Source organism: Paenibacillus sp. FSL W8-0919 (genome assembly GCF_038003785.1).
Classification (GTDB): domain Bacteria; phylum Bacillota; class Bacilli; order Paenibacillales; family Paenibacillaceae; genus Paenibacillus_AQ; species Paenibacillus_AQ lactis.
Genome location: NZ_JBBOPV010000001.1, coordinates 2,159,750 through 2,186,748, shown reverse-complemented (window position 1 = coordinate 2,186,748; position 26,999 = coordinate 2,159,750). Strand labels below are relative to the sequence as shown.

The window sequence follows — 26,999 nt, the reverse complement described above, 5'->3', positions numbered from 1 at the left end:
CTTGTCCATATCAGTAGAGATTGCTCGACATGATCTGCTTCAGTTTTTCCGTTGCGCGTTTCTGGATACGGGAAACGCTCATTTGCGATACCCCCAGCCGCTGGGCAATTGCCCGCTGGGACTGTCCCTCCTGAAATGCCAACAGCAGCACCTTCTGTTCCTGTTCCTTCAATTGGCTCATCGCCTGTTGAAGATCCATGCGCTTCTCCACGGAATCGAAATCATTCACATCCGAGCTGATTAATTCACCAAGCGTGGCCCCCGTCTCTTCCTGGGATAACGGAGAATCCAATGATACATAATGATAGCATTCGCGTCCGGCCAGCACTTCGACGGTTTCTTCAACCGATAAATCCAAGTATTCCGCAATCTCCTTCACATCAGGGGATCTCTCCAGCTTCACCATTAACTCATCGATGGCTTGCTGCACCAAAGCTCCCTTCTCCTTGATCCGGCGCGGCACTTGGATATACCATGACTTATCCCGGAGGAAGTTCTTCATATGACCGATCATGCTCTTCATGGCATAGGGCTCAAAAGGAATCCCTAAGCTGATATCATACTGTTGAAGCAAGCGAATTAAAGCCATCTGGCCCACCTGGTACAGATCCTCGTACAGGTCGGGGCGATTGCGGGCAATCTTGCCTGCCGCCATTTTTACCATCGGCTCATATTTTTGTATCAGCACGGTTGCAACGTCGTTATCCTTCGTCTGCTGATATTCCCGTATTAAGTCTACGGCTTCATCTCTGGACTCTGGGGGAGTCGCCTTATCACTCATACCCGCTCCTCACTTCTTGCAAGGCGCTTGGTCAGCGTAACCTCGGTTCCCTTCCCTGTCTGGTTCGTTACGCTCACCTCATCCATCAGCGCCTCCATCAGATAGAAACCGAGTCCTCCGATCTGGACCTCGCTGAGATCCTTATCATGGAGGGTCGGGCTGCCAACCGTTCCCACACTGTCAAAACTCTCCCCTTCGTCTCTGACCGTAATGGATAACGACTCATCGGCCACTTGAAAAAGAACCTCAACCATGCCGCCTTCCTGCCCGTACGCATACAGTACCGAATTGTTGCATGCCTCGGACACGGCGACCTTCATATCTTCAATTTCCTCATACGAGAACCCCATCTTCGAGGCGATCCCGTACAAATTCAACCTGACAATATCCACATACTCAGCATTGGCCGGCAAACGCAGTGTTACGGTTTGTACATCTGAATTCATCTCTTTCGATCCTTTCCTATGGGAATTCTTCTATGTCTGAAAGAACTTCGCAATACCCGTCATATCAAACAACTTCTGAATTTGAGGCGGAACTTCCTCAACCGCAAAACGGGCCTGCATGCCGTGTCTCGCTTTCAGGATCGATAGAAGAATACCTATGCCTGTACTGTCAATGTATGTCATTTCCTTCATGTTGACGATCAAGTCTATTTCAGAGTTGCCGACAAGGGGTTCCATGACCAACCGAAAATCAGGAGCGACGGATAAATCAAGTTCACCGCTCAAAAACACGGTGCATACACCATCATTCATATGAGTCTTGGCATTGAACTTATCATTCGTTTTTGTATTCATAGACACTCTCTCCCGAAATTTGTTTTCTCTTTTCATAACCCGATATGTTGCTTGTTGAATCAGAATGCAGCAAATGCGGCGAAGCTAATTTATGGGAATTCGCAGATCCTGCTGCACCCGCTGCAAGCCCTATGCGTTACCAATCCGTATCGGGGAAGCATGCATCCTCTGATCTTCCGATTCCCAAGGAATATAACGGGACAAGAGCTGCTCCACGCAGCTGAATTTGACCGGCTTGCTCAGGTACTCGTCCATCCCGGCCTCCTGGCAGCGCTTCTGGATTCCGTCCATCACATTAGCGGTCATGGCCACAAGCACCGGACGGTCCTCTTCTGAACATAACCCCCGGATCTGACGTGCCGCTTCAAGGCCGTCCATGACGGGCATTTGCAAATCCATAAAGATCAAATCATAGGAGGTCTTGGAACTGGCCGCGAGGTCGACAGCCTGCTTGCCGTTCTCTGCCATATCTGCACGAAGGCCCATCTTGCCAAGCATGCTGTCCATCAGCTTGCGATTTATCGGATGGTCGTCCACGATCATAATTCTGGGTTGATTTACTCCGCGCACTCTGTACTTTGAGTTCTGCTGCTCTTCCCGCAAACGGTGGTTATCCTCCTCATGCGCACGGACACAAATGGTAAACACAAAGGTCGCCCCTTGTTCCTCCTTGGATTCCACGACGATTTGGCCGCCCATCATTTGAACCAGCGATTTGCAGATGGCCAGACCCAATCCGGTGCCGCCGTATCTGCGGGTCATCGAGGAATCCAGCTGGGAGAACGGTTGGAATAAGCGGTCCATCTTCTCGGCGGAAATTCCGATTCCCGTATCCTTCAAAGTAAACTGAAGCGTCAACTGGTCCCCCTCAGCCTGGGTGAGCGACACGACCAGATAGACGCCGCCTTCATTCGTAAATTTCACGGCATTGGAGACGAGATTGATCAGGACCTGACGCAGACGTCCCATATCGCCGAAAACCATCGATGGAATGGAATCTTCAATGTAATAGGAAAGCTCCAGACTTTTCTTGGCCGCTTCACCGGAGAACAGGCCGAACACTTCCTGTACGCAGGAATGAAGATCAAACGGATATTCCTCCAGCTCCATCTTGCCGGATTCCATTTTGGAGAAGTCGAGAATATCGTTAATGATGGCAACCAGCGAGTCCGCGCTTTTCCGGATAATCGTTGCATACTCCCGCTGCTCCTCCTCCAGATCGGTATCCATCAGCAAATCGATCATGCCAATGACGCCGTTCATCGGCGTGCGGATCTCATGGCTCATCATGGCCAGAAATTCCGTCTTGGCTTTGGCGGCGATTTCGGCCTCTTCCTTGGCCTTGATCAGCTCTTGATTGATTTTTTCAAGCTCCTGCGTCTTCTGATGCAGCTGCATCGACTGAATCTTCAGCCGCTTATTCGTCTGATACATATCGACAAAGCCCTCGATCTTCGATTTCAAGATTTGAGGGATAAACGGCTTCACCATATAATCGATGGCGCCGGCGGAATAACCGGCAAACAAATGCTCCGCTTCCTTGCTGTTAGCGGAAATGAATATGATCGGGATATCCTTCGTCTTGTCTCTCGCCTTAATCAGTCTTGCGGTTTCGATCCCGTCCATGCCCGGCATTTGGACATCGAGTACAATAACGGCAAAATCATACTTCAACAAGTACCTCAAAGCCTCTTCCCCCGAGGTTGCTTTAACCAGCGTATACTGTTCGCTGTCCAGAACAGCCTCAAGGGCAAGCAGGTTTTCAGGACGATCATCAACCAGCAATATATGAATCGGTTCGTGAAACCCCATGGAATCCTCCTAGAAAAGCTTTCTAATTAATCTTCCGGTAAATTTTTTCGACTCGATCCAGCGCCTCGTACGAATCGCTATAATCCGTGAAATGAATGGACTCCTTCGCTCCGAGAACCAGAATCCCGAAGTGGCTCAGGCTTTCATGGAAGAGTCCGTGTACATGATTCCGAAGCTCGTCGTTGAAGTAGATCATGACATTGCGGCAAAAGATCACATTGAATTCATTAAAGGAGCGATCCGTTGCCAGGTTATGTTCTGCAAAAATCATGTTCTTCTTCAGGAAAGGTTGAAAAATAACCGAATTGTATTTCGCTGTATAGTATTCGGAGAACGAACGGGTACCGCCCGCCTCCATATAATTCTTCGTATACTGCTTCATCCGTCTAATGTCGAACACGCCTTCTTTGGCCTGCTGAAGGGAACGGGAATTCATGTCCGTCGCATAGATCCGGGACTTCTCGAACAGCCCTTCTTCGTGAAGAAGAATCGCCATCGAATAAACTTCCTCGCCCGTCGAGCAGCCCGCATGCCATATCCGAATGTACGGATACGTGCGAAGCAGCGGGACGACCTTTTGCCTGAACGTCAGGAACAAATTCGGGTCCCGGAACATCTCCGTTACCGGGATCGACAGATTATATACCAACCGCTGGAAGCATTCGCGGTCATGAAGCACTTTATTCTGGAGCGCCGATATGGTCTGTACGCCCTCCGCATGGACATGATGCCAAATTCTCCGGCGGAGGGAGGGGATGGCATAGTTGCGGAAGTCATAGCCGTAAAAGCGATGGATGCCTTCCAGCAGCAGCTCGATCTCGATCTGCTCCAGCTCCTTGCCGTTATCTTCTCTCCATATTTCTGATTCAGTATGGTCCTTAGATGACATTACCCTCTGCACCGCTTTCCAAATGTTTATAGAGGTTGTTCAAAGTGCTGAAAAAACCGGCTCTTTGAACGCAGACTTCTATGCTATTTGTTCATTACCCATAAAAGCCGTTTACGAATACAGCCAAACCCGCATCAACGACAGAAGCTGCTCGGTTTGAATCGGCTTCTTCATATAATCGGACGCTCCCGCCTCAATGCATTTCGCCCGATCCTCCTTCATCGCCTTAGCTGTCAGGGCAATAATCGGGAGCTTCTCGAACTCAGGCATTTCCCGCAGACGGCGCATCGCTTCGTAGCCATCCATCTCCGGCATCATCATATCCATCAAGACCAGATCGTAATCCGGATTCTCCTGAAGCAGCTCGATCGCTTCGCGGCCGTTCTCGGCAAACGTCACATCCATGTTGTATCCTTCAAGCACGCTGGAGAGGGCAAAAACATTCCGGATATCATCATCTACGAGCAAAATCTTCTTGCCTTCAAACAGCTCTTCCTTATTATGAAGCTTCTGCAATATTTTCCGTTTGTCCTCCGGCAGATCAGCCTCTACCCGGTGCAGGAACAGCGTTGTTTCGTCCAGAAGCCGTTCAGGCGACTTCACATCCTTGATAATAATCGATTCTGCGTATTTCCGGAGCTGCAATTCTTCCTTCGAATCCAGATCCTTACCGGTGTATATAATGATCGGGAGATCCGTCAGATCCTCGTCGTCACGAATTTGATCCAGCAGTTCAAAGCCCGTCATATCCGTCAGCATCAAATCCAGCACCATGCAATCATATCGCTTCTTCCGCAGCTCGCTGAGCGCCTCGGCCCCTGTGGATACAGCCGTTATGGACACGTCATCGTGGCCGATCAGCTCGATGATCGAATTGCGCTGAACGTCGTTATCCTCGACGATGAGCAGATGCTTCATCGATTTCTCCGTATACGATTCGATATGCGTAAATGCGTTCTCGAGCGCTTCACGGGACGATGGCTTCTTCAGATAAGCGATGGCGCCCATCATAAGCCCCTGCTTGACTTCATCCACGACCGAAATGACATGCACCGGGATATGGCGGGTCTCAGCCGAGCTCTTCAGTTCGCCAAGGACAGACCACCCGTCGATGACCGGAAGCTGGATATCTAGGATGATGGCATCCGGCTTATACGACTTGGCCATCTGCAGGCCGATGTCGCCCTGTAAGGCAACCAAGCCTTTGAAGCCGCGGCCTCTGGCCATATCCAGCAAAATATTCGCAAACTTGATATCATCCTCAATAATAAGGAGCACCTTGTCGGTCGGTCCTAAATTCGTTCGGTCGTCGTCAACCTGGACTGCTGGCCTAACCTCTTTGGCTACAAGCTTCGCTTTCGGCATTACCAATTCGGTCGTTGGCGCCTCGATCGATGCCGCTGCCTCCCCCTTACTCCGAGAGATTGCTTCAGGCAGGCGGGTCGGCAGGAACAGCGTAAAGCAGCTTCCTTGTCCCTCAGCCGATTCCAACACAATGCCGCCTCCAAGAAGCCGTGAGAGCTCCCGGCTAATCGACAGCCCCAGGCCGGTACCGCCATATTTGCGGCTTGTCGTGCCATCGACCTGCTGGAACGCTTCGAAGATCAAGTCCTGCTTGTCGGCCGGGATGCCGATTCCGGTGTCCTGCACGGAGAAAGCAATATAGTCGGCATCCGCAATCAGATTTGGCGGCAGCTGGTCTTTCTCCGCCAGCTCCACCTTCAACTCCACGGAACCGCTCGTCGTAAACTTAAATGCATTCGACAACAGATTGCGTAGAATCTGCTTCAGCCGGTGTCCGTCGGTTACGATGGATTCCGGGATTCGTTCCCCGAAGCGTACATGAAGGTCGATTTGCTTACGGGCCGCAACCGCTGCAAAGTTCTGCTCCACGAAGGTTTCGATCTCCGGCAGCTGAACCTCCTCGTAATTGATCTCCATCTTGCCGGCGTCGACTTTGGACAGGTCCAAAATTTCATCGATCATCTTAAGCAGATCGGAGCCGGACATATAGATCGTCTGGGCATATTCGATCTGTTTCTCGCTTAAATTTCCTTCCTTATTCTCGGTCAGAAGCTGAGAGAGAATAAGCAAGCTGTTCAGCGGCGTTCGAAGCTCATGGGACATATTCGCCATGAACTCGGATTTGTATTTCGTTGTCGTTGCGAGCTGCTGCGCCTGTTTCTCCAGCTGCTCGCGCGCCTTCTCGATTTCGTAGTTCTTCTCTTCGACCTGCTGCACTTGCTCTTCAAGCGCACGCGTCTTCGCTACAAGCTCGGTATTGTAGTGCTCCAGCTCTTCCTGCTGACGCTGCAGCAAATCCTCCGAGCGCTTAAGGGCCTGCGTCTGCTCCTCCAGATTTTCGTTGGTGCGGCGAAGCTCTTCCTGCTGGGTCTGAAGCTCCTCGGATTGCACCTGCAGCTCCTCCGTCATCGCCTGGGATTCCCGAAGCAGCTGTTCAACCCGCAGACGCCCCATAATATTATTCAGAATGATGCCGAGGGACTCGCTAAGCTGGGACATCAGCTGCTCCTGCAGCACCGTTCTCTCTTCAAAGGATGCCAGCTCCACAACCCCCAGCACCTCACCCTCGAACAGCAGCGGGTAAATCATAATGGAGCTTGGTTTAGCGGCGCCCCAGGCCGATTGAATATTTATATAGCTTTCAGGCGGGCTATTCAGCAAAATCGGCTTCTTATCCAGCGCCGCCTGCCCGACAAGCCCTTCTCCAACCATGAAGGCATCCTTGGGCTCCCCATCTCCTTCGTACGCGTAGGATCCTTTCATTTCCAACCGGTTGGGGTGCTTGTCCTCCTGGCGGATATAAATCGCGCCGTAATGCGCGCCAAGCACCGGCGTAAATTCACTAATGAAACGCTGCCCGACTTCTTCGAGCGAATGGATGCCCTGCAGCAGCTCCGTCATTTTGGCCATGTTCGAGTTAATCCAGGATTGATCCTGCTGGGCCTGCAAATAGGATTGCTCAATTTGCTGTTTCTCCAAAATGTCATCGGACAGTTCCTTGAATACGCGCGCCACATCGCCAAACTCATCCTTCGACGTTACCTTGATGCGGCGGATCGCCTTCAGGCGGCCTTCCCCAAAGCTCTTCAGCATCATGGATACCACATTAATGCCTCGGGTAATGCTTGGGAGGATCCAGGCTATAACCAGAAGCCCGATCAGCAGCCCGCCTGCCATAATATAGATGAAGATTTGGACCGAACGGTTATAGGCAGCCCGGGCGGCGGCAATATCGTCGGAGATTTTCATATTTTGATAGGCACTCAGCTCATTCAGGCTCGAAAGAGCCTCCTCCTGGACGGTCTGCCCCGTGGTGTTGCGGAGTGTGTTCGCCTCCGCCGAGCTGCCTTTCGAGAGCAGATCCAGCGTTTTATTCTGATACACGATATAGTCATTGAGCGCCTTATCAATCCGGGTAAGGAGCTGCTGCTCCTCGGCGGTATTGACGGTTCCACTAATTGACTTGAAATATTCGAATGCTTCCTCCGTCATCGTCTCGATCTGCTGCCTTGATACGGAGAAGGTGCCTTGATCATTGCTTATGACCGCATTTGTAAGTAAACGCGCCATGTCATTGACTTCACCTCGAAGAGCGCTTGAAGTCCGAACCTTGTCATAGCGCTCATCATATATCGTATCCATCTGGCTCTTCATATAACTGACCCGGTCATATCCGATCAATGTAAGAACGAGCATAAGGGCAAGCAAGGTCGAAAAACCGATAATTAACTTGCTTCTAAGTTTCATGAATCTGTTCTCTCCCTCTCTCTAAGCGTGATCCAGACCAAACATTTATCATCCTCACGTTCCTGGGACGGATCGTCGACGAAATAGCGCTCCATGACTTCGTTCTCTCTCCAGTGATGAGGGCCGCTCAAATGCTGCTTCAGATCTTCCAGCTTCTCGTCATGCCCCCCCGGAACCTGTTCCAATATCCCGTCCGTGTACAACACCAAATGGCCGTCGCCCTCGTAATGAAGGCTTCTTGGCTCCATCTCGTCAATCCGGTCGAACAGACCGACCGGGCAGCAGCCTTGATCCAGAGTCTGGACGCTTCCATCTTCCCCAAAGAAAAGTGCGGGCGGATGACCGGCGTTTACATAGTCCACCCGCTTCAGGCGGGTATCCACCACCAGATAGATGGCCGTGAAGTAGTACTGGATCAATTGATCCTCGATATGCAGCTGGTTGAACCTGCGGTTTAATTCCTGAATGACCTTCTCCGGCTCAACATAGGTGGTCACCGTGTCCTTGAGGACCGAAGCGATGAACATGCAAAAGAGGGACGAAGTGATCCCATGCCCCATCATATCCAGCAGGATGACGCCATAGCGTCCATCTCCCAGCGGATACCACGCGTATAAATCACCGGCGAGCTCTGCCGAAGGCTGGTATAGCGCGTGAATTTCAAGCAATTCATCTTCAATCGGAGAGCTTAACACCGCGTTCTGCACCTTTGCCGCCAGCCTCAGTTCCTCCTGGACCCGCTGCTCTCTCTCAATATGCCAATCCTTCTCATGCTTCAGCCGAAGCGCGAGGCGAATACGCGCCATGAGCTCTACCTTATTGATCGGCTTGGTCACGTAATCCACGGCCCCGGCATCCAATGCCTCTGCAAGCTTCTTCGAATCGCCGACGGCGGTGACCATAATAATGGGTATATCTTTCAAATGATCGTATTGCTGGACAATACGGCAAGCTTCGATTCCGTCCATCTCCGGCATCATCATGTCTAACAGAATCAGGTCAATCCCGGCTCTTCGGGGACACTTCGCCCTTCCGTGATCTTCCAGGCCAAGATGCTCGAACATTTCAAGCGCTGAAGATGCAGATAGCGTGTCCCGATACTTCTCTTTCTTCAAGATCTCTCGAATAATAATGACGTTAGTCGGATTGTCGTCCACGATTAATATTCTCATTGTCCTCTCCTTCAACGCTCTCTGATACGAAAGAAATCTATTTTTCCTACTAGTATACTATACGAATAATCCTAATCTCTCATCTAAGAAAAAGGCTCTTCTCCATGATATTTCCATCGTCTAGCGGATGGCCATAACGTATTCTTGCAAAACACAGATAAGGAATGAGACCTCTCAAAGTCCCATTCCTTATCTATGCTTTGACCCGCTATACTTGTGCCTTCCCTCAATATCAACACAGACACCGCTTCTGCTTAGGTCAATCGTCTCTTTTGGCAACAACAAGCACTTTGCCAAGATCCAGTTGCTTCTCATAGAAAGCCGCCTCCGCCTCCGTAAATCCTAGGGATACGATTTTGGCACGCAGTTCATCGCCGCGCGAGCGGAAGAAATTCGCCACCGCATCGATTACCCCTTCCTCCTTCAAACCTACCGTGCTGGCATCCGATACGTCAGCAATCCGGTCCGTATGATTCGCATCATGAGCCAGTACATATATGCGGTCGTTATCATAACCGGACTGCCTCAGATTTTGAACCTCCTGAACGGCCAGCGTCCCGTTCTCCACCACTTTCGCATAAGACTTCGTATTTGTTGATGCCATAACGAAAACCTCCCCTATTTGATGATTTACTCGATATAATAGGTTATAGTCCAATGGTTATTAACCATAACGCTCTGCTTTGAAACACCTTTTACTCCAGATAATCGAAAAATAAATCAACGCCGGTTATTTGTCCGGTTTCACGATTCTTAAATACCTTCAGCGCACGGCCGTTGTTCAAATATACATCGCCGTCCTCCGCTTTAAAGTACGGCTTGCCCAGCGCCGTCCGGATCTGTGCCGAAGTCATTCCAACCGACCGGTCCTCAACCCGGAAGCTTTTGGCCGATGGCTTCACATGAACATACTCGGTCAAGCCACGTCGAATCCCGACTTCCATATCTTTATAATGAAACTCTGTCACTCCGCTTATAGCATCACGCTTGACCTGGTCTGGCATTCCCAGCTTGCGTATAACGTCCTGCTTGCGATCCGTCAAGGTTATGCCGTTTAACGATCCGTAGCTCTGCGGAGAGTTGTCGCTGCTGTGTGCTTGCCCGGCTTCTGCGGCATGAACGATCCCCGGGGACATGCCTGCCGTGTTCGCAGGATTCCCCGCTTCACCCCCCAAGTACATCAAAAGTCCCGCTGCTAAGACGATGACCTTCCACATGCGACCTCCTCCTTTCTTCCGCTTAACTGCTTACGTAAAAATGGCATCCTGACATCAGCGTCAGCTTATCTTGCTTTTTGGCGGCGGAAGCTGTTCCACAGCCCGATCGCAGTATCTACGTAAGCGAGCCAATTCCGGCTCTTTGACGGCTTGCTTTGCTCCTGCTGATGGTATACCGCGTCATAGGATTGCAACGTACGTTCTTCGGCCGTCAGAGGCAGATGTTTCGGCTGCTCGGCTTCCACCGGCTGCTTCTTCTCAAGCCGGGCCTGCTTGAAACGGCTGACCATGCCGGCGGATATCTGTTTAACCGCATAGGTTACCTCGCTCAGCGCTTCTCCCAGATTACGAACGGTGTCCATGACCGGGTCGATCTGCTTCATTTTGTGCTGAACATCGACCGTTATATCATTGGTGTTGCGGATCGTCTGTTTAACTTCATAGCTCAATTCGTCAATCGTGGTTCGAACCTCCTGAAGGGTTTGGGTTACTTTTTCGAGCGATTGGGTCGCTGCCTTCAACGTCTTGATCAGATAAACGACCAGGACCGCGAAAGCAACAGCAATGATCGCAACACTGATTTGGGTTAGCATGATGTACGACCTCTCCTTCCCGTATGTTGGTTTTGGTTACGCAATAGTTACCCTATCCCTCAGCCCGCGAAACAAGCTCCGGCCAGCTGCACCTTTATTCACGGGATACGGCCAAGCAGCCTTGTTTCAGCTCGGATCGCCGCGGTTAAAGAACACTACGAAGGCGGGGTGCCGCATAGAGACGATCCACGTCAGATTCCAGCCGGTCCGGATATTCGGCTTGCCGGCACCCTAAAGGAACCATATCCGACTGCTTCAAACTGTTCCAAAAATCAATTCAGAAAGCAGGGTGAATCCTTATGTTGAAATGGTCCGTAATCTTTCTGATTATTGCGCTGATCGCAGGAATCTTCGGCTTCTTCGGCATCGTAGAAGCTGCCGCCAGCATCGCGAAGGTGCTGTTCTTCATCTTCGTCGTCCTGTTTATCATTACTCTATTTACCGGACGCAGACGAAGCATGTAGTGATATCAGAAGCTCTTTGCTTACAGCTTAGACATAAAGAGGAACGGCAACCTCCTCCTCTGCACAAAAAGAAACGGGTGTCCCCCCTGCGGCCATGCTGCAGGGGGGACACCCGTTTTTAGTTCGTTATCTGGTAATGTTCCATTACACCGTCGTTGCCGCTTCCTTGGTTCCCGAAGGGGCAGGCTCTTTCGCCGGCTTCGTCTTCTTAATGAAGAAGGCCAGAATAAGCGAGGCGACAGCGATCCAAGTCGCAATGACGAAGGCGTAGTTAATGCCATATATCGTAGACTCATGGCTCAGGCGAAGAAGATCCGCCTGGTTATTCGGATCGAACGTACCGGTCTTCATCAAAGCCTCGCCATGGCTTTGAGCTTGCGTAGACATGACCGTTACGAGAATGGCTGTACCGATCGAGCCGGAAATCATACGGAGCGTGTTGGACATGGCCGTTCCGTGCGCGTTCAGGCTGCGTGGCAGCTGGTTCAGTCCGGCGGTCTGGATTGGCATCATCAGCATCGACATGCCGAACATACGGGCCGTATAGATGATCATGATCATACCGTAGGACATCGTTTCGCTTAGATTGCTGAACTCCCAAGTCGTTATGACCGTGATGGCAAGGCCGATTACGGCAAGCCACTTCGCTCCGACCCGGTCGAAGATCGCGCCGGTAATCGGGGACATAATGCCCATCAGGATCGCTCCCGGAAGCATGAGCAATCCGGATTCAACCGGAGTGAAGCCGCGGATTTGCTGCAAATAAATCGGCAGCAGAATCATACCGGCGTACATGGCCATCGTAACAATGACGTTAATGAGAGTGGTCAGCGTGAACATATTGTATCTGAAGATTCGGAACTCGAGCATCGGATCCTTGACCTTAAGCTCGCGCCACACGAACAGGATTAGCGCAACCGTACCGACGGCAAGCGTCGAAATGACCGGCGTGCTTGACCATCCGTCATTGCCAGCATCACTGAAGCCGTACAACAGGCCGCCGAACCCGAGCGTCGACAGAATGACGGCAAGCATATCCAGCTTTGGCCGGCTGACTTCCGTGACATTTTTCAGGAAGAAAATACCGATCAGCGTAGCGATCACCGAGAACGGAAGGATCATATAGAACAGAACGCGCCAATCGTAATGCTCCACGATGTAGCCGGAGAGCGTCGGACCGATTGCAGGCGCAAAGATCATCGCGATACCCATCATGCCCATCGCTTTGCCCCGGTTCTCCACCGGGAAGATGTTCAGGAACACAACTGTCATCAGCGGCATAAGAATGCCTGCACCTGCAGCCTGGACAAGACGTCCGGTCAACAGGGATGCGAAATTCGGACTGATAGCACAGACCAATGTCCCAATCGTAAACAGAAGCATCGCGCTTATAAATAATTGCCTCGTCGAAAAACGCGCGATCAAATAAGCCGTTACAGGAATAAGAACGCCGTTTACGAGCATAAAGCCGGTTGTCAGCCACTGGGCAACCGTCGGCTTAATGGCCAGATTCTCCATGATGCTGGGCAGAGCAACGTTCATTAGGGTCTGATTCAGGATGGCGACGAAAGCGCCGATCATCAGGGCTGCTATAATTGGCCCTTTCTTAACAGGTTCGCCGGGGCGAACCGCAGTATGGGTACTCATCATCGCTTCACTCTCTTTCTTAAGTAAGTTTGCACAACTACGGATTTTTCTATGTGGACAGCTTACCTTGGATATGCTCAATGTTCGCTGTTATCTTTCGGTACAAGCAGCCGAGCTGCTTAATTTCTTCATCCGTCAAAAAACCGTACAACATCTCGCTCAATTCATTCCGCTTCTTGGATAGCTGGGTAATCAGCTCACTGCCCTGCTCGGTAATTTCAAGATGCACGACTCTGCGATCCACCTGATCCCGAACACGGCGGGCAAATCCGCCATCAATCAATTTGTCCGAGATACCGGTCACGGCCCCGCAAGTAACATGAATCGAATCGGCCAAATCCGACAACCGAAGGGGGCCCTGCTCATGAAGTTTTTCCAAAGCCGTATATTGCGTCCTGCCTAGTTTAGGGAAGCCTTCCTTCTGCCATTCATTCTGAATCGTCCGAAGCATCTTCTTGAATAACATCTCCAACTCCAGGATTTCATTCCGAATCGGCATCGTCCCGCCCGCTCCTTTACCATCCAGCACCGATTGATTTAGAGCCCGGGGTCTCTCGAAACACGGCTCTCTAAATACTTTAGTACTAAAAGATTTTTTGTTAAACAATTAATGATTATAGTAGGCGAAAATACTCGTGTCAATCTTTACATATTAAATTTTCTTGGTTTTTCTGAAAAATTCCTGACATCAAAAAAGACCCAGAAGAATCGAATATGGATTCGATTTCTGGGTCTTTCGCCTATCCGCTTACTTAAACAGCGACGGTATGGACATCCAATCGAGCGAAAAATTCAGCTCCAGTCCGTCAGATAAAAACTTAACATCCTTAACGGTTACCAAATCCGGCAGATAATCCTTGATCGAGATTTCAATCGGTTCCAGCATGAACACCTTTTGAGGCACCTCGACGCCCCGGATTGTCGTGGATTGGTGATTCAGGATGAGATGGCTTCCTCTTGCCGACATTTGAAATTTCAAAACAGCACCAAAGGGCAGCACGCCATACCGGCCGTTCATTTGTGCTGTCATCACGGTGCCGTTCATTTGAAAATCGGCCCCTGTAATTTCAACGCCCAAGTCATGGGTATTCATATATTTGACCAAATTCTTTTTGCTAAGCTGCGATACTTCCTCAATACTCAGCTTCATGCGGGTGTCCCGGTCCGAAACCATCGTCATCAGCTTTTCCTTGAAATCTACGGTGCGGTACTTTAAATCAAGAGTCTGGGTAGGATATACAAACCAGACGGCAGCACCGGCTACGACAAGCAAAAGGATCAGGATGACCAGGAAAAATCGACCGGCTCTTTTTTTTCGGCGCGCCATCGCAGTCCCCCCTTTACGAAGTAAAAATATCGCTGTATAATAGGCTTCTTTCGTCTCAAAGTATATATGAAGAAGACAGGCTTGTCACTTTTTGAGCGAAAAGATCCACAATTTAGTGATTCAAGTTATCCAGATTGTGGTATTACGTTTTTGTCAAATCATTCTACGGTCCCAAGGAGGAAGTTTATTGATGAAAAAAACTTTAGGCATTACCGCAGCACTTGCTCTGGCCCTGTCCCTTACAGCCGTTGCCAGCGCAGATCCGATCACCGGAACGGTTACAAACGCAACGTACAACAATACGGAAGAGCCGATCATTAAGCCTGACGAAGTGGTCCTGAACCCAACGCCAATGCATGAGCTGACCAAGGTTACCTACTTCTATAACGCGCCTAACGGCAAAAAAGTCGGCGCTTTGGCACCGCAAAAAGTCGATACAACCGGCAATCGCTTTGAAGACGCTCGCGGTGGAGAATGGGTTGAAATTTATACCTGGCTCGGTACCGCTTGGATTTACGTCGATTAATCTAAAGCCGCTGAGCTGCTCTATTAAACACATAATTTTTAGTAAGTCTGTTTTTGCTTGCTAAGCAATAAAGTATTAAGCGCATAAAAGAAACCGTTCATTCGTCAATGGCTGGGTCCTTTACCCGCATTACATAACAGAACGGTTTCTTTGCGTTTTATGCTTATGATTCGCTTCAGGACACGGTCATCCAGTTCCCTTGGGCTCCACATGGATGTGCACGCTCATGATGTCATGGACTTTCTCCATTCTTTCCTCGATCCGGTCGCTGATCCGATGCCCCTCGAGAACGCTGATATGAGGATCTACCTCAATAACGATATCCACCAGGACCCGGTTGCCATGGATTCTCGCCTTCATATCCTTGATCCCTTCCACGCCGGGGGTGCTAGCAATCGTAGCCCGCAGATCGGACAGGCGGCTTTCGTCGAAGCCATCGGTCAAATTGTGGGTCGACTCTTTAAATATCCCCCAGGCTGTCCGGCATATGAGCAAACCTACCGCAATTGCAGCGGCCGTGTCAAGCCAAGGGAGACCGAACTGTGAGCCGATGATGCCTACCGCCGCCCCCACGCTGACCAATGCATCCGATAAATTATCCTTGGCCGCAGCCATTAAGGCCTGATTGTTTATGCGCCGGGCGAGATTCCGGTTATACCGGTACACACCCAGCATCACGATCGCGGAAATGCAAGCCACGCCCGCAGACCATACATTCGGGATTTGCTTGACCCCTTCAAAAAAAGACCGCCCCGCCTCAACCAGCACCTGAATTCCGACAAACGCCATGATAAATGATGCGATCAGTGCAGCGACCGTTTCGGCTCTTAAATGCCCGTAAGCATGGTCGGAATCGGGCGGCTTTCGGGAGATGCGCAGGCCGATTAATACGGCTGCCGAAGCTACAATGTCCGTCATATTGTTAAAGCCGTCGGCAAGCAAAGCGCTGGAGGCAAATACGCTGCCGCCTACAACTTTAAATGCCGAGAGCGCCAGGTATGCCCCGATGCTGACCCATGCCCCGCGCTCCCCCTTTTTTATATTCTCATAGACATCCACGATGCGCGTCTCTCCTTTAACTCAGCTTAACAAGGCAGCATGAAGCGAACCTCTTGATCCTATCCATATTCACACCGGCTATGGCTATTCTTGTCGCGTCGATGTTAATAAGCGCCTTCACCGGATGTACCGCATCGAGCCCGGGTCATTCGTAAAAAACAGTATTAATTATTGTTACCCTTGCGGGGGGTTTTAAAAACGAATAAAATGAGAACAGCTAAACCACGAAGGAGAGGGTGATCCCATGCCCGAGAATCAGGAATCGCGAAAAATCAATTTGGCGGATGCCATCCGTCAAAAGCTGGAGCAGAAGAAGCAGCAGAACTCGGCTGCCGGCAAACCGGGGCAGTTCCAGCCTGGCCAAACCCCTAAACTGAAAAGCCAAAATAACAAAAAACCAAACAATCAGCGTCGCCGCACCGGCGGCTCCTAAAAGAGCCTGCCACCGCTGCTATCCGAAAACGCGAAAAAAAATGCTGCGTCTCTTTCATGAAGAGATGCAGCATTTTTTAATCGTACCTCACGTTCCCTTGCCGGGAGGACCCGGCGCGGCGTTATTACGAGGTAGCTTCTACAGCATACATGCGTTCACGAAGAGCTTTGATCTCTTCGCTCTCCAGATACTCGTCATAGCTCATGACGCGGTCGATGATGCCGCTTGGCGTAATCTCGATAATCCGGTTCGCAATCGTCTGAATGAACTGATGGTCATGCGAAGTGAACAGAATCGTTCCGTCGAAATCAATCAGCCCGTTGTTGAGGGCCGTGATCGATTCCAAATCCAAGTGGTTCGTCGGCTCATCGAACACAAGCACGTTCGCGCCGTTCAGCATCATCTTGGCAAGCATGCAGCGGACCTTCTCGCCCCCGGACAATACGCTGGCCTTCTTCAAAGCCTCTTCGCCGGAGAAGAGCATGCGTCCGAGGAATCCGCGCAGGAATGTCTCGTCCTGGTCTTTGGAATACTGGCGCAGCCACTCGACCAAGTTCAGATCCACGCCGTCGAAATACGCCGAGTTGTCCTTCGGGAAATAGGCTTGGGTTGTCGTAACCCCCCAGCTGTATTCGCCGGATTCGGCTTCAGTCTCGCCCATGATGACCTGGAACAGCGTCGTCTTAGGCAAGCTGTTCGGCCCGACAAATGCGATTTTATCCCCTTTGTTCACCACGAAGCTGACATTATCCAGCACCTTCTCGCCTTCGACGCTCTTGGTGATTCCGTCAACGGTCAGCAGCTGCTTGCCTGCTTCGCGCTCCGGCTTGAAGTTAAGGAACGGATATTTCCGGTTGGAAGGACGGATATCCTCCAGCGTGATTTTTTCCAGCTGCTTCTTCCGCGACGTCGCCTGCTTCGATTTCGAAGCGTTGGCGGAGAACCGCTGGATAAAGGCTTGAAGCTCCTTGATCTTCTCTTCCTTCTTCTTGTTGGATTCACGCTGCAGCTGGAGCGCCAGCTGGCTGGACTCGTACCAGAAGTCGTAGTTGCCGACATAGAGCTGGATTTTGCCGAAATCGATATCCGCAATATGCGTACATACCTTATTCAGGAAGTGACGGTCATGGGATACGACGATAACGGTGCCTTCGTAATCCATCAGGAAGTTCTCCAGCCATTGAATCGACTCGAGGTCCAAGTGGTTGGTAGGCTCGTCAAGCAGCAGGTTGTGCGGACGTCCGAACAACGCCTGGGCGAGGAGAACCCGCACCTTCTCGTTACCGGAAAGCTCTGCCATCTTCTTGTCATGCAGCTCGCGCGGAATGCCGAGACCGATCAGGAGTGCAGCCGCATCCGGCTCGGCGTCCCAGCCGTTCAATTCGGCGAATTCGCCTTCCAGCTCACCTGCGCGCATACCGTCTTCTTCCGAAAAATCGGCCTTCGCATACAGCGCATCCTTCTCCTTCATGATCTGGTACAGACGCGCATGTCCCATAATGACGGTCTCCAGAACCGGATATTGGTCATATTCATAATGGTTCTGCTTCAGAACGGCCAAGCGTTCGTTCGGGGTCATATGAACCTCGCCTTGGTTCGGTTCGATCTCGCCGGACAAAATTTTCAGAAATGTCGATTTGCCCGCCCCGTTGGCGCCGATCAGGCCATAACAGTTGCCTGCCGTGAATTTTATATTTACATCTTCAAATAGTGCTCGTTTGCCATAGCGGAGCGTTACGCCGCTTGTACTGATCATTATCGCATTACCATCCTTTTTCACTGTGGTTACAGCACATTATAGCATAAGTCCGGCAGTTATCGAAGCGTATCGGCGGATTAAAAACAGTTTAAACAAAAAACTCCCACCACCCGCTCTGACAATCAGCGAATAGTGAGAGGTCCAATTCAATTCACGCGTCCCCCCGCATCATCGACAGGGAACTATGACTCTGCATTCCGGCATTCCGGCTGGATCTTGAACGTCTCTCCGTATTTCAATACCCGGATGCGTTCCTTTGCGATCCCAAGGCGCTGGCGTTCCGCCTCCATGCGGTCGAGCGCCTCCTTGGCCGTATCATCGGCCAGCTTGAAGGTTCCGTAGTGCATCGGGATCATCGTCTCGGCCTTTACGTCCTGGAACGCCTGCAGCGCTTCCTCCGGATTGACATGCTGGGAGGTCATGAACCATTCCGGCTCATACGCTCCGATCGGCATTAAGGCGATATGGATGTTGAACCGTTCGCCAATGAGTTTAAAGCCCTGAAAATAGCCGCTGTCCCCGGCAAAATACAGATTCGGCGGGAGCAGGCGTGCTCCTTCCCCGCCCTGTGCCACGTCGCAGCTGTCCTGGTCCGCGCCGTCGTCTTGCGTCCGCCCTTCCTGCTGCGCCGGCTCCAGCACATAGCCTCCCCAATGCGACGTATTGGTGTCGAACGGCGTGCGCCGCGTCCAGTGCTGGGTCGGGACAAACGATATTTTCACGCTGCCGATCGTGGCCGATTCCCACCATTGCAGCTCGATCACGCGGCGAAAGCCCTTTCTGACCATCTTGCGCCGCAGTCCGACCGGGACGATAATCGTTGTCTCGGACCGGTACAATTTCCGAATGGACGCAAAATGCATATGATCGTAATGCGAATGCGAGATCAGAATGACGTCGACCGGCGGAATGTCTTGAATCGGAATTCCGGGCTCACCGAGCCTTTTTGTAAATCCCATTCTCCGCGCCCATACCGGATCGGTAACGATATTCATACCTTCATATTGAATGAAAAAGGTCGCATGCCCGACCCATGTAACGGAGGTTTCGTGCCGGTTGCTGTGCAAATACGGCAAATCCGGCGTCAGGTTCGGAATGACATACGAATAGTCCTTCTTCTTCTGACGGCGCTCGTCACGCCACTGCTTAAACTGCTTTAACGTTTTGTCCGTGCTGACATTATCGATATTGTTATAGCGGACTTTTGGCATGCAGCCTCCTCCTTCCATATCCAGTATTGTACCCTGTACCGGCCTATCCGCTCAACTTTTGCGCTTTGTTGTTTCTTATAACGCAAATGAAATGCAGCGAATCAGCAAATCGACGGCACGAATAATACTCCCCCTGATTAATCTGAAGGGTCCTTATATTTGACGACATAGACGGCCAGGAACACCACGGCTGCCGCTACGGTCAGAAACGGGGCAACAAAGATACCGAAATCCTCCATCGTCTCACCCTCTCTTCGCGGATTTGCCGCGAATGTAATTCGCATCGAACAGGAACAGGCGCATCAGCAGGATCAGCGATGGGATCAGCACGCACAGCCCCAGCACAAATGCGGTGATGAGCGCGACTGCCATCGTATCGTTGGTGATGCTCTCATGGACGTGAATATAATCGTATAGAATGTACGGCAAATGCGACCTGCCGTATCCATACCAGGCAAACGCAAATTGAAGCATCACCATGACAAAGGCCAGGCCCAGCTTGATTTTTTTCCAAACGAGATAAACGGCGATGCAGAAGCATAAGAAGGAAGCAATAAACATCCAGGCCATATGCAGCATGTTCTGAAAATGCACCGGATTCTGATGGTTGATCTGGAAGAAGGCGAATAAGGATGCGAGAATCGTCGGCCCGCTCCATGCCAGCGCATACCCCCGAACGATCCCGAAGGCAACCTCATCCCCTGCCCGCTGGGCATAGTAGGTCAGAAACATCGCCGAGATATACAGCACGCTCACCAGCGCCAAAATAATGACGGACCAGGTGTACGGATTCGTAAAGAAGCTGTACCAATGAAGCACAACCTTCCCGTTATCCTTATCAATGATTCCCCCCTCGGAGATCGCGAGGATCGTGGACAGCGCAGCCGGAATGAGGAGTCCTGTCGCCCCGTACAGGGCCATATAGACTTTATTGGTCCGGGTCTCGGTCTGGCTCCCGTACGTATGGTACGCGTAATACGCTCCGCGGATGGCAAGCAGGACAAGCGCCAAACTGCCGGGCACGAGCAGCGCCGTTCCGTAATAGAAGGCCGCGTCCGGGAAGAAGCCGACCAGCCCGACGACGAAGAAGATCAGAAAGACGTTGGTCACTTCCCATACGGGAGACAAGTACCGCTGAATAATGTTGTGGATCTTGTTCCGATGTCCGGTGAGCACGCTGTAAAAGCTGAAGAAGCCCGCGCCGAAATCAATCGAAGCAACGACCAAATAACCGAACAGAAATGTCCATAATATCGTAATGGCTACCATTGCATAGCTCATGCGCGGTCCTCTCCTTCGATTTCAAGTCCCAGCGCCCGGATTTCCTCTTCGGCGCTCTTGTTCCGGAACAGCTGGCTGAGCACGCGAATCGCAGACACCGACAGCACAAGATACAATACGATAAACAGGAGCAGCATCCAGCCGACGCTGGTGGAGGTTGTCGCCGCGTCCGCCACCTTCATGTAGCCGCGCACGATCCACGGCTGCCTTCCGATCTCCGCCAAAAACCACCCCAGCCAAATCGCCGACATCGCTAAAGGCCCTAATGCCACTATACTGAGCAGCAGCCATTTTGGATAAGGCTTTTTGCCCGGAAGCTTGCGGCGAAACAAATATAACAGCGGAATCAGCACGAGAAGCGCCCCGATCGTCACCTTGAGATCAAAGTAATAATGGACCGAGAGCGGCGGCCGTTCATCCTCGGGGAACTCGTTCAGCCCGATGACCTTCGTTGCGGGGTTGTTGCCTGCCAAAATGCTGAGCGCGTACGGTATTTTCAAAGCGTATTTGACCTCATGATTCTCATCGAGGATGCCGCCGTAAATGAGCGGCGCCCTCGTCATCGTCTCGAAATGCCACTCCGCCGCCGCCAGCTTCTCCGGCTGGTATTTGGCCAAAAATTTGCCCGAAAAGTCCCCGATGGCCACCGTGGCAACCGCAAATACGAAGGCGGAGACGACGGTCAGCTTCAGCGCCTTTTTAAAATATACATGCGTGCTTCCCTTAAGAAGGCTAAAAGCCGCAATGCTTGCCAGCACGCCTGCGCTCGTCGTAAACGCGGAGGCCAGCACATGGCTCACCTTCGTCGGCGTTGCCGGATTGAACATCGCGACAAACGGATTCACGTTCGTGAACACGCCGTCAACCAGCTCAAACCCTTGCGGCTGATTCATGAAGGCGTTCATGCTGGTAATGAAGAAAGCCGAAGCGGATGAGCCGATGGCTACGGGAATGAGCAGCAGCAAATGCGTCGATTTATTTTTGAACCGGTCCCAGGTGTACAAATAAATGCCCAGAAAGATCGCCTCCACGAAAAAAGCGAAGGTCTCCATAAACAGCGGTAGTGCAATGGCCTTCCCGGCTACGCGCATAAAGGTCGGCCACAGCAGGCTCAGCTGCAGTCCGATCGCCGTCCCTGTCACGACCCCTACCGCAACCGTAATGACATATCCCCGCGCCCACCGCCTCGCCAGCAGCGTATAATGGTCATCTCCCGTCCGGATCCCCCTCCATTCGGCCAGTGCCAGCATAATCGGGATGCCCACCCCGATCGTCGCCAACACGATATGAACAAACAGGGTCAAACCGGTCAATATCCGGCTCATTAATACCGGATCCAGTGAAGACATTAAGGCTCACTCCTTCATATTAATAGCTGCTCGGGTTGCTCAGGCGTCTCGGAGTTATCCGGGATCGCTCCGGTTTAGCAACCGCCTAACACGCATCCTCTCCTTCGCATCAGCCGAAAAAATGGATGAAACGCAGATACCCTTTCACGGCGCCGTACAGCATAATCGCGGCAACGATCCAGCACACCAGGGCCAGCGTTCTCTCCTGCTTACGGTACATGCCCGGTCTTCTCCCTCCACTTTGGAATCGCTCTTCTAAATCTTCTATATAAGCTTCTATGTAAGTCCTCCGTAAGAAGCACAGAATTAGGTATCCTGTCAGGCTAGTCGCCTTCAGGTCAATCAGTCCTGCTCAAGGATAGTTTGACAAACCTTTCCTCTTTTTATCCAAAAATTCGCTCTTGCCGGTGGCCAGGCCGGGATGCGATGTTTTTTCCCGCGGGGAACTGAGGTACAATAGGAGCATAAGGAGGCGATACTTGAACTATGAAGATTACATTCATCGAACCGACCCCGAGCCCGAACTCCATGAAGCTTCACTTGGACGAAACGCTGGAGCCGGGCATACGCAAAACATATACGGTTGAAAACGAAAGATCTGCTCCATCCTGGATCCGCCAGCTGCTGCACATCCCTGGTGTGAAAAGCGTGTTCCATACAGCGGACTTCATCGCGCTCGATCGCAAAGGCAATGCGGACTGGCCTTCCATCCTGGGCGCCGTTCAGGAGATATTCGGCCAGGAGGGTCTGGCAGCAGGACTGAATGAAGGCGAACAAGAGGCCGCCTTCGGCGAAGCCCAGGTGTTCGTGCAGTATTTCCGCGGCATTCCGATGCAGATCCGCGTAAAGAGCGGCGCCAAGGAGGAGAGAATCGCCTTGTCCGACCGGTTCACCAAAGCGGTGACCGAGGTTGCGACCGCTACCCTCATTAAAGAGCGCAAGCTGAAGGAATACGGCGTCCGCTACGGCGAGCTTGCCGATATCGCGCGCGAGGTCGAGCAGGAGCTGGAAGCGGCGTTTCCGCAGGAGCGCCTGGATCGCGTCGTGGCGCAGGCGATCGCCCACGGCGCCAACGACGAGGAATTCGTGGAGCAGCGGCGCAAGCTGAGCGATGAAGAAATCGAGACCGCCCTTTCGGATGATGACTGGCGCGTCCGCTATGCGGCACTCGAGGTGCTGGAACCGAGCGAGAAGCATATCCCTCTGCTCCGCAAAGCGCTGCAGGATCCGAAGATGCAAATCCGCCGGCTTGTCGTCGTTTATCTCGGGGACATTCGCACGCCTGAAGCGATGGAGCTGCTGTACGAGGCGATGCGTGACGACGCACCGGCCGTACGCCGGACAGCCGGCGATACGCTGTCCGATATCGGCGATGCTGCCGCTACGCCGGTTATGATCGAATCGCTGAAGGATACCAGCAAGATCGTACGCTGGCGCGCCGCCCGCTTCCTCTATGAGGTCGGAACCGAAGAAGCGCGCTCGGCGCTTGAAGAGGCGGCGAACGACCCTGAATTCGAGGTCAGCCTGCAGGCTCGCATGGCTCTGGAGCGGATCGAATCCGGCGAGGAAGCGGCCGGCACGGTGTGGCAACAAATGGCTAAGCGTACCCGCTCGTAAGCGGGCGTCATGCCGTCCATGCCCCCTAAAGCGGATGGCCGGGACGAAATCGGATCAACACTCCAGGCGACAAAATTAACCATTGATTCTCACACGCGATGTGATTTATACTAGGAATCTCTTGTTAGAACTGAATAGAAGGATAGCCTCATCAATCCAAGATGAGGTAGAGGTTGCAGACATGATCAGTAATCGCGTCGAGGCGAAGAGGAGCCGGGGAAGCGCAGATGAAAGGCATGGCTGCCGAAGTGCAGGATATACTCTTGTATTCTGTGCTGGGGTCGTTGCCGAAAGGGACGGAACTGTCACGGGAATTGCATGACGCAATCGCCCGTGTTGCGCTATCTTCATGGAGGGTTTGATGCGGATTACACATAGACCGCAGGTACAGGACCTGGGGTCTATTCTTTTTATTCGGGGTAAAATGACTTGTAGTCGTATCTTTTACTATATAGAAGGAGTGTTTGATCTTGAGTTCTAGAAAAGCACCAGCAGCCTCCCTGAAGCCAAGCTTCAAGGCCCGTCATATGACGATGATCGCCCTGGGCGGATCCATCGGCACCGGCCTGTTTCTGGCAAGCGGAACGGCTATATCCTCCGCCGGCCCTGGCGGGGCACTCATTGCTTATGCCGCCGTCGGCCTGATGGTATACTTCCTGATGACCAGCTTGGGCGAGCTGGCCACGTATTTGCCGGATGCCGGCTCGTTTAGCACTTACGCCTCCCGGTTCGTCAGTCCCGCCTTCGGCTTTGCCGTCGGCTGGAACTTCTGGTACAACTGGGCGGTTACCATTGCCGCTGAACTTGCGGCGGCTACCGTGATTATCAAATTCTGGTTCCCGGACAGCCCGTCCTTCCTGTGGAGCCTTCTGTTTCTGGCCATCATGTTCGGCCTGAACTATCTGTCGAGCAAAGGGTACGGCGAATCGGAATATTGGTTTGCCATCATTAAGGTTGCGACCGTCATCATCTTCCTGATTATCGGCATCCTGATGATCGCCGGCATCCTTGGCGGAAAAGCCGTCGGCTTCTCGAACTTTACGATGGACGGCGGTCCTGTGCACGGCGGCTTCTTCGCGTTGGTAGGCGTATTTATGGCAGCCGGCTTCTCCTTCCAGGGAACCGAGCTGATCGGGGTTGCCGCTGGCGAAAGCGAAAATCCGAGAAAGCATGTGCCGAAGGCCATCCGCCAAGTGTTTTGGCGCATTCTGATCTTCTACATTTTCGCGATTTTCGTTATCGGCATGCTGATTCCGTATACGCATCCGAGTCTGCTTCAATCCGGCGTCGATAACATCGGGGTCAGTCCATTCACGCTCGTGTTCGAACGCGCCGGACTTGCCTTCTCCGCTTCCGTCATGAATGCCGTCATTCTCAGCTCCGTCCTGTCGGCCGGCAACTCGGGCATGTACGCCTCCACCCGCGTTCTCTATTCCATGGCGAAGCAGGGCATGGCACCGAAGTGGCTCAGCCGGCTGAACAGCCGCGGCGTTCCCGTGGCGGCCCTGATCGTGACGACCGCAGTCGGAATGCTCGCTTTCCTGGCCTCCTTCTTCGGGGATGGCGTTGTGTATGTGTGGCTTCTGAACGCCTCGGGAATGTGCGGCTTCATTAACTGGCTCGCGATTGCCGTCAGCCATTACCGGTTCCGCAAGGCGTATATCGCGCAAGGACATGATCTGAAGGAGCTGCCGTTCCGGGCACGCTGGTTCCCGTTCGGACCGCTCTTCGCCTTCCTGCTCTGTCTTGTTGCCATTATCGGCCAAGGGAATTTCAGCGGAGAAATCGACTGGCTGACCATCATTGCCACCTATGTAAGCATCCCGCTCTTCCTGGCCATCTGGTTTGGCTACAAGCTCTTTAAGAAGAGCCGTATCGTGCCGCTGCAGGAATGCGACTTAAGCACCGATTCCAAATAAGGCAGTGCGAAGAAGTATATACCTTTTGCGATTTTGAATCTGTCATTGTTCTGCCCATAAGGGAAAAGAGCATATCTAATGTCACGACGGCATACAAAGGGGCGGTCCCCCGTAGAATAAAATCTACGGGGGACCGCCCTTTCTTCATTATTGGCTTACATTTGGTTTGACTCGCTTGTATTGAGCACCCACTTCCATGCTACCAGGCGATCTGCACTCTCAAATCATCCGTATCCTCGAATGCGCTGTGATAATATTTGATAGAGCCCAGATTGTTCTTCAGCTGTAATTGCTGGAGCGTCTGAACAAGCTCGTTTTCGCTGCCGTCATATCGGAACACCAGCTTACGGCTCTTCGCAGCCTGGGCGTCCTTCACGAGAGGCTGCAGCTGTTTATAGGATCTGACGATCGCACTTGCATCATAAAGATGATATTCCAGATCCTGCTTGATCGCTTTATAAACGGCCGCTTTCGCCCGGTCCTTGCGGGTCAGCGACGACAGGGTGTCACGGTAGAGAGTGTCCGCCTTCGGGTAGGACTTCACCCAAGTATGATCCCGGCCCATCTGCTTATCTGTCCGAAGATAATACGTGTACGATACCTCGTTTGGGCGGTCCGGGACCGGATCGTCCCATGTCGTGTCCATATGGTACCACTTGCCGTCCAGCAGCACGAGATTCCACGCATGGAGCTGACCTTTCGGATTATCCGGGGAATACGCCGTACCTTCCACAATCTTATTCTCAATACCGGCTTCTTTAAGCAGCTTATGGGTCAGCAAGGAGTAGCCCTGGCATACCGTACTGCCCGTGTATAATCCATCGTAAGCGGTATATTTCGTCAGGGTCGTGTCATATTTCAAATTCAGGACCACCCAATCATGGATGGCCTTCACCTTCTCATGATCATTCATCCCTGCCTTGATGATGCTCTTCAATATCGCGGCAGACCGCATATCGACATATCGGGTCTGCTCCGCAGTCTCGCGATAGCTTAACTGGACCGTCACATTTGCCGCGCTAGCTGTTCCATGATAGTCATAGCTGTAGCTTGCAATGGTGTAGTGGATATACGGGTCGCTGGCCATCGCCTGGTCAAGCGCATCCTTCAGCTGGGACTTCAGCGACTTGGTTTCCCCTTGATAAGCAAACCGCACGGTGGACTGTCTGTCGTTCATAGCCGCCAGCAGCTCCTCCTGGATAGCACCGACCGACTTGATGACCGGTTTGTTCGAAGTAGCATACACATCTATAAGATTAGCCGGCTCGGGGACAGCTGCCACGGTTACGGCTAAACTCCCTGCGAGCAATAATTTGGCTATCGTTGATCGGCCTCGTTTCATCGGTATACCGCCCTTCATCTACCTAATCCC

25 protein-coding genes and 1 riboswitch are annotated in these 26,999 nt (G+C 52.0%); of the genes, 5 read left to right on the top strand and 20 right to left on the bottom strand.

All coding sequences use genetic code 11. From position 1 onward, the window contains the following. Positions 1–10 precede the first annotated feature (10 nt). From NST44_RS09490 to NST44_RS09445, 10 genes are all read right to left on the bottom strand, one after another. A complete protein-coding gene (locus NST44_RS09490; RefSeq protein WP_007131672.1) occupies positions 11–781 on the bottom strand; it encodes a sigma-70 family RNA polymerase sigma factor in 771 nt (256 codons plus the stop codon). Next, positions 778–1,227, bottom strand: coding sequence for an anti-sigma B factor RsbW (gene rsbW / locus NST44_RS09485; RefSeq protein ID WP_007131673.1), 450 nt, complete (start codon positions 1,225–1,227; stop codon positions 778–780). Before rsbW ends, NST44_RS09490 begins: the two co-directional genes overlap by 4 nt. A gap of 30 nt (positions 1,228–1,257) precedes the next feature. Then, positions 1,258–1,581 (bottom strand): STAS domain-containing protein, encoded by a 324-nt coding sequence (locus NST44_RS09480; protein WP_007131674.1) that lies wholly within the window; start codon positions 1,579–1,581, stop codon positions 1,258–1,260. A gap of 129 nt (positions 1,582–1,710) precedes the next feature. Next, a complete protein-coding gene (locus NST44_RS09475; protein ID WP_213617149.1) occupies positions 1,711–3,393 on the bottom strand; it encodes a response regulator in 1,683 nt (560 codons plus the stop codon). Positions 3,394–3,415: 22 nt separating this feature from the next. Beyond that, positions 3,416–4,282 (bottom strand): CheR family methyltransferase, encoded by an 867-nt coding sequence (locus NST44_RS09470; RefSeq protein WP_028405770.1) that lies wholly within the window; start codon positions 4,280–4,282, stop codon positions 3,416–3,418. A 111-nt stretch (positions 4,283–4,393) separates the two neighbouring features. Further along, a complete protein-coding gene (locus NST44_RS09465) occupies positions 4,394–8,053 on the bottom strand; it encodes a response regulator (protein ID WP_213617151.1) in 3,660 nt (1,219 codons plus the stop codon). Further along, positions 8,050–9,225 carry a SpoIIE family protein phosphatase gene (locus tag NST44_RS09460; protein WP_007131678.1) on the bottom strand — a complete coding sequence of 392 codons (1,176 nt, stop codon included), beginning with the start codon at positions 9,223–9,225 and terminating at the stop codon, positions 8,050–8,052. Before NST44_RS09460 ends, NST44_RS09465 begins: the two co-directional genes overlap by 4 nt. 259 nt (positions 9,226–9,484) lie before the next feature. Then, complete coding sequence (locus NST44_RS09455) at positions 9,485–9,829, bottom strand: general stress protein (RefSeq protein ID WP_007131679.1); 345 nt, start codon at positions 9,827–9,829, stop codon at positions 9,485–9,487. A gap of 91 nt (positions 9,830–9,920) precedes the next feature. Beyond that, the gene (locus tag NST44_RS09450; protein WP_144870059.1) at positions 9,921–10,442 is read right to left on the bottom strand and encodes a hypothetical protein; all 522 of its coding nucleotides are present in this window, start codon (positions 10,440–10,442) and stop codon (positions 9,921–9,923) included. 65 nt (positions 10,443–10,507) lie between these two features. Continuing rightward, positions 10,508–11,035 carry a DUF948 domain-containing protein gene (locus tag NST44_RS09445; RefSeq protein WP_007131681.1) on the bottom strand — a complete coding sequence of 176 codons (528 nt, stop codon included), beginning with the start codon at positions 11,033–11,035 and terminating at the stop codon, positions 10,508–10,510. 299 nt (positions 11,036–11,334) lie between these two features. Here NST44_RS09445 and NST44_RS09440 point away from each other — a divergent pair, with 299 nt between their 5' ends. Beyond that, positions 11,335–11,499 (top strand): DUF1328 domain-containing protein, encoded by a 165-nt coding sequence (locus tag NST44_RS09440; protein WP_007131682.1) that lies wholly within the window; start codon positions 11,335–11,337, stop codon positions 11,497–11,499. A gap of 144 nt (positions 11,500–11,643) precedes the next feature. Here the strand turns inward: NST44_RS09440 and NST44_RS09435 are convergent, their stop codons facing one another. The 3 genes from NST44_RS09435 to NST44_RS09425 form a co-directional block, all read right to left on the bottom strand. Then, positions 11,644–13,146: a DHA2 family efflux MFS transporter permease subunit gene (locus NST44_RS09435; RefSeq protein WP_144870100.1), complete on the bottom strand. Its 1,503-nt coding sequence runs from the start codon at positions 13,144–13,146 to the stop codon at positions 11,644–11,646. A gap of 49 nt (positions 13,147–13,195) precedes the next feature. Continuing rightward, on the bottom strand, positions 13,196–13,645 hold the full coding sequence (locus NST44_RS09430; RefSeq protein ID WP_007131684.1) for a MarR family winged helix-turn-helix transcriptional regulator: 450 nt from the start codon (positions 13,643–13,645) through the stop codon (positions 13,196–13,198). Positions 13,646–13,894: 249 nt separating this feature from the next. Next, complete coding sequence (locus NST44_RS09425) at positions 13,895–14,473, bottom strand: hypothetical protein (protein ID WP_144870055.1); 579 nt, start codon at positions 14,471–14,473, stop codon at positions 13,895–13,897. 190 nt (positions 14,474–14,663) lie between these two features. On the opposite strand from NST44_RS09425, the gene NST44_RS09420 reads away from it, so the two are divergent. After that, the gene (locus tag NST44_RS09420) at positions 14,664–14,999 is read left to right on the top strand and encodes a hypothetical protein (RefSeq protein ID WP_028405767.1); all 336 of its coding nucleotides are present in this window, start codon (positions 14,664–14,666) and stop codon (positions 14,997–14,999) included. A 186-nt stretch (positions 15,000–15,185) separates the two neighbouring features. On the opposite strand, the gene NST44_RS09415 is transcribed toward NST44_RS09420, so the two are convergent. Continuing rightward, positions 15,186–16,061 (bottom strand): cation diffusion facilitator family transporter, encoded by an 876-nt coding sequence (locus NST44_RS09415; protein WP_040739873.1) that lies wholly within the window; start codon positions 16,059–16,061, stop codon positions 15,186–15,188. A 241-nt stretch (positions 16,062–16,302) separates the two neighbouring features. Here NST44_RS09415 and NST44_RS09410 point away from each other — a divergent pair, with 241 nt between their 5' ends. Next, positions 16,303–16,491, top strand: coding sequence for a hypothetical protein (locus NST44_RS09410; protein WP_007131688.1), 189 nt, complete (start codon positions 16,303–16,305; stop codon positions 16,489–16,491). Positions 16,492–16,615: 124 nt separating this feature from the next. Here the strand turns inward: NST44_RS09410 and NST44_RS09405 are convergent, their stop codons facing one another. The 5 genes from NST44_RS09405 to NST44_RS09390 all read right to left on the bottom strand — a co-directional run bounded on the left by NST44_RS09405 (position 16,616) and on the right by NST44_RS09390 (position 22,091). After that, on the bottom strand, positions 16,616–18,247 hold the full coding sequence (locus NST44_RS09405) for an ABC-F family ATP-binding cassette domain-containing protein (RefSeq protein WP_007131689.1): 1,632 nt from the start codon (positions 18,245–18,247) through the stop codon (positions 16,616–16,618). Between the two features lie 185 nt (positions 18,248–18,432). Continuing rightward, complete coding sequence (locus NST44_RS09400) at positions 18,433–19,461, bottom strand: MBL fold metallo-hydrolase (protein ID WP_007131690.1); 1,029 nt, start codon at positions 19,459–19,461, stop codon at positions 18,433–18,435. 137 nt (positions 19,462–19,598) lie between these two features. Then, positions 19,599–19,700 (bottom strand): cytochrome bd oxidase small subunit CydS, encoded by a 102-nt coding sequence (gene cydS, locus NST44_RS31030; RefSeq protein ID WP_007131691.1) that lies wholly within the window; start codon positions 19,698–19,700, stop codon positions 19,599–19,601. Positions 19,701–19,704: 4 nt separating this feature from the next. Then, complete coding sequence (locus NST44_RS09395) at positions 19,705–20,742, bottom strand: cytochrome d ubiquinol oxidase subunit II (protein ID WP_007131692.1); 1,038 nt, start codon at positions 20,740–20,742, stop codon at positions 19,705–19,707. Further along, positions 20,739–22,091 carry a cytochrome ubiquinol oxidase subunit I gene (locus tag NST44_RS09390; protein WP_007131693.1) on the bottom strand — a complete coding sequence of 451 codons (1,353 nt, stop codon included), beginning with the start codon at positions 22,089–22,091 and terminating at the stop codon, positions 20,739–20,741. Before NST44_RS09390 ends, NST44_RS09395 begins: the two co-directional genes overlap by 4 nt. Positions 22,092–22,577: 486 nt before the next feature. On the opposite strand from NST44_RS09390, the gene NST44_RS09385 reads away from it, so the two are divergent. Together NST44_RS09385 and NST44_RS09380 are read left to right on the top strand one after the other, a co-directional pair. Further along, the gene (locus tag NST44_RS09385; RefSeq protein WP_144870051.1) at positions 22,578–23,708 is read left to right on the top strand and encodes a virulence factor; all 1,131 of its coding nucleotides are present in this window, start codon (positions 22,578–22,580) and stop codon (positions 23,706–23,708) included. A gap of 159 nt (positions 23,709–23,867) precedes the next feature. Beyond that, positions 23,868–24,060, top strand: a riboswitch (Lysine riboswitch). Positions 24,061–24,235: 175 nt separating this feature from the next. Then, positions 24,236–25,627, top strand: a complete 1,392-nt coding sequence (locus tag NST44_RS09380) for an amino acid permease (RefSeq protein WP_244869307.1) — start codon at positions 24,236–24,238, stop codon at positions 25,625–25,627. A 199-nt stretch (positions 25,628–25,826) separates the two neighbouring features. On the opposite strand, the gene NST44_RS09375 is transcribed toward NST44_RS09380, so the two are convergent. Next, positions 25,827–26,969 carry a transglutaminase domain-containing protein gene (locus tag NST44_RS09375; protein WP_007131697.1) on the bottom strand — a complete coding sequence of 381 codons (1,143 nt, stop codon included), beginning with the start codon at positions 26,967–26,969 and terminating at the stop codon, positions 25,827–25,829. Positions 26,970–26,999: the final 30 nt, after the last annotated feature.

Excerpts from the sequence above, each read along its gene's own strand:
- NST44_RS09490 (WP_007131672.1), bottom strand. The coding sequence starts at position 781 with ATGAGTGATAAGGCGACTCCCCCAGAGTCCAGAGATGAAGCCGTAGAC.
- rsbW (WP_007131673.1), bottom strand. The coding sequence starts at position 1,227 with ATGAATTCAGATGTACAAACCGTAACACTGCGTTTGCCGGCCAATGCT.
- NST44_RS09480 (WP_007131674.1), bottom strand. The coding sequence starts at position 1,581 with ATGAATACAAAAACGAATGATAAGTTCAATGCCAAGACTCATATGAAT.
- NST44_RS09475 (WP_213617149.1), bottom strand. The coding sequence starts at position 3,393 with ATGGGGTTTCACGAACCGATTCATATATTGCTGGTTGATGATCGTCCT.
- NST44_RS09470 (WP_028405770.1), bottom strand. The coding sequence starts at position 4,282 with ATGTCATCTAAGGACCATACTGAATCAGAAATATGGAGAGAAGATAAC.
- NST44_RS09465 (WP_213617151.1), bottom strand. The coding sequence starts at position 8,053 with ATGAAACTTAGAAGCAAGTTAATTATCGGTTTTTCGACCTTGCTTGCC.
- NST44_RS09460 (WP_007131678.1), bottom strand. The coding sequence starts at position 9,225 with ATGAGAATATTAATCGTGGACGACAATCCGACTAACGTCATTATTATT.
- NST44_RS09455 (WP_007131679.1), bottom strand. The coding sequence starts at position 9,829 with ATGGCATCAACAAATACGAAGTCTTATGCGAAAGTGGTGGAGAACGGG.
- NST44_RS09450 (WP_144870059.1), bottom strand. The coding sequence starts at position 10,442 with ATGTGGAAGGTCATCGTCTTAGCAGCGGGACTTTTGATGTACTTGGGG.
- NST44_RS09445 (WP_007131681.1), bottom strand. The coding sequence starts at position 11,035 with ATGCTAACCCAAATCAGTGTTGCGATCATTGCTGTTGCTTTCGCGGTC.
- NST44_RS09440 (WP_007131682.1), top strand. The coding sequence starts at position 11,335 with ATGTTGAAATGGTCCGTAATCTTTCTGATTATTGCGCTGATCGCAGGA.
- NST44_RS09435 (WP_144870100.1), bottom strand. The coding sequence starts at position 13,146 with ATGAGTACCCATACTGCGGTTCGCCCCGGCGAACCTGTTAAGAAAGGG.
- NST44_RS09430 (WP_007131684.1), bottom strand. The coding sequence starts at position 13,645 with ATGCCGATTCGGAATGAAATCCTGGAGTTGGAGATGTTATTCAAGAAG.
- NST44_RS09425 (WP_144870055.1), bottom strand. The coding sequence starts at position 14,473 with ATGGCGCGCCGAAAAAAAAGAGCCGGTCGATTTTTCCTGGTCATCCTG.
- NST44_RS09420 (WP_028405767.1), top strand. The coding sequence starts at position 14,664 with ATGAAAAAAACTTTAGGCATTACCGCAGCACTTGCTCTGGCCCTGTCC.
- NST44_RS09410 (WP_007131688.1), top strand. The coding sequence starts at position 16,303 with ATGCCCGAGAATCAGGAATCGCGAAAAATCAATTTGGCGGATGCCATC.
- NST44_RS09405 (WP_007131689.1), bottom strand. The coding sequence starts at position 18,247 with ATGATCAGTACAAGCGGCGTAACGCTCCGCTATGGCAAACGAGCACTA.
- NST44_RS09400 (WP_007131690.1), bottom strand. The coding sequence starts at position 19,461 with ATGCCAAAAGTCCGCTATAACAATATCGATAATGTCAGCACGGACAAA.
- cydS (WP_007131691.1), bottom strand. The coding sequence starts at position 19,700 with ATGGAGGATTTCGGTATCTTTGTTGCCCCGTTTCTGACCGTAGCGGCA.
- NST44_RS09395 (WP_007131692.1), bottom strand. The coding sequence starts at position 20,742 with ATGAGCTATGCAATGGTAGCCATTACGATATTATGGACATTTCTGTTC.
- NST44_RS09390 (WP_007131693.1), bottom strand. The coding sequence starts at position 22,091 with ATGTCTTCACTGGATCCGGTATTAATGAGCCGGATATTGACCGGTTTG.
- NST44_RS09385 (WP_144870051.1), top strand. The coding sequence starts at position 22,578 with ATGAAGATTACATTCATCGAACCGACCCCGAGCCCGAACTCCATGAAG.
- NST44_RS09380 (WP_244869307.1), top strand. The coding sequence starts at position 24,236 with ATGACGATGATCGCCCTGGGCGGATCCATCGGCACCGGCCTGTTTCTG.
- NST44_RS09375 (WP_007131697.1), bottom strand. The coding sequence starts at position 26,969 with ATGAAACGAGGCCGATCAACGATAGCCAAATTATTGCTCGCAGGGAGT.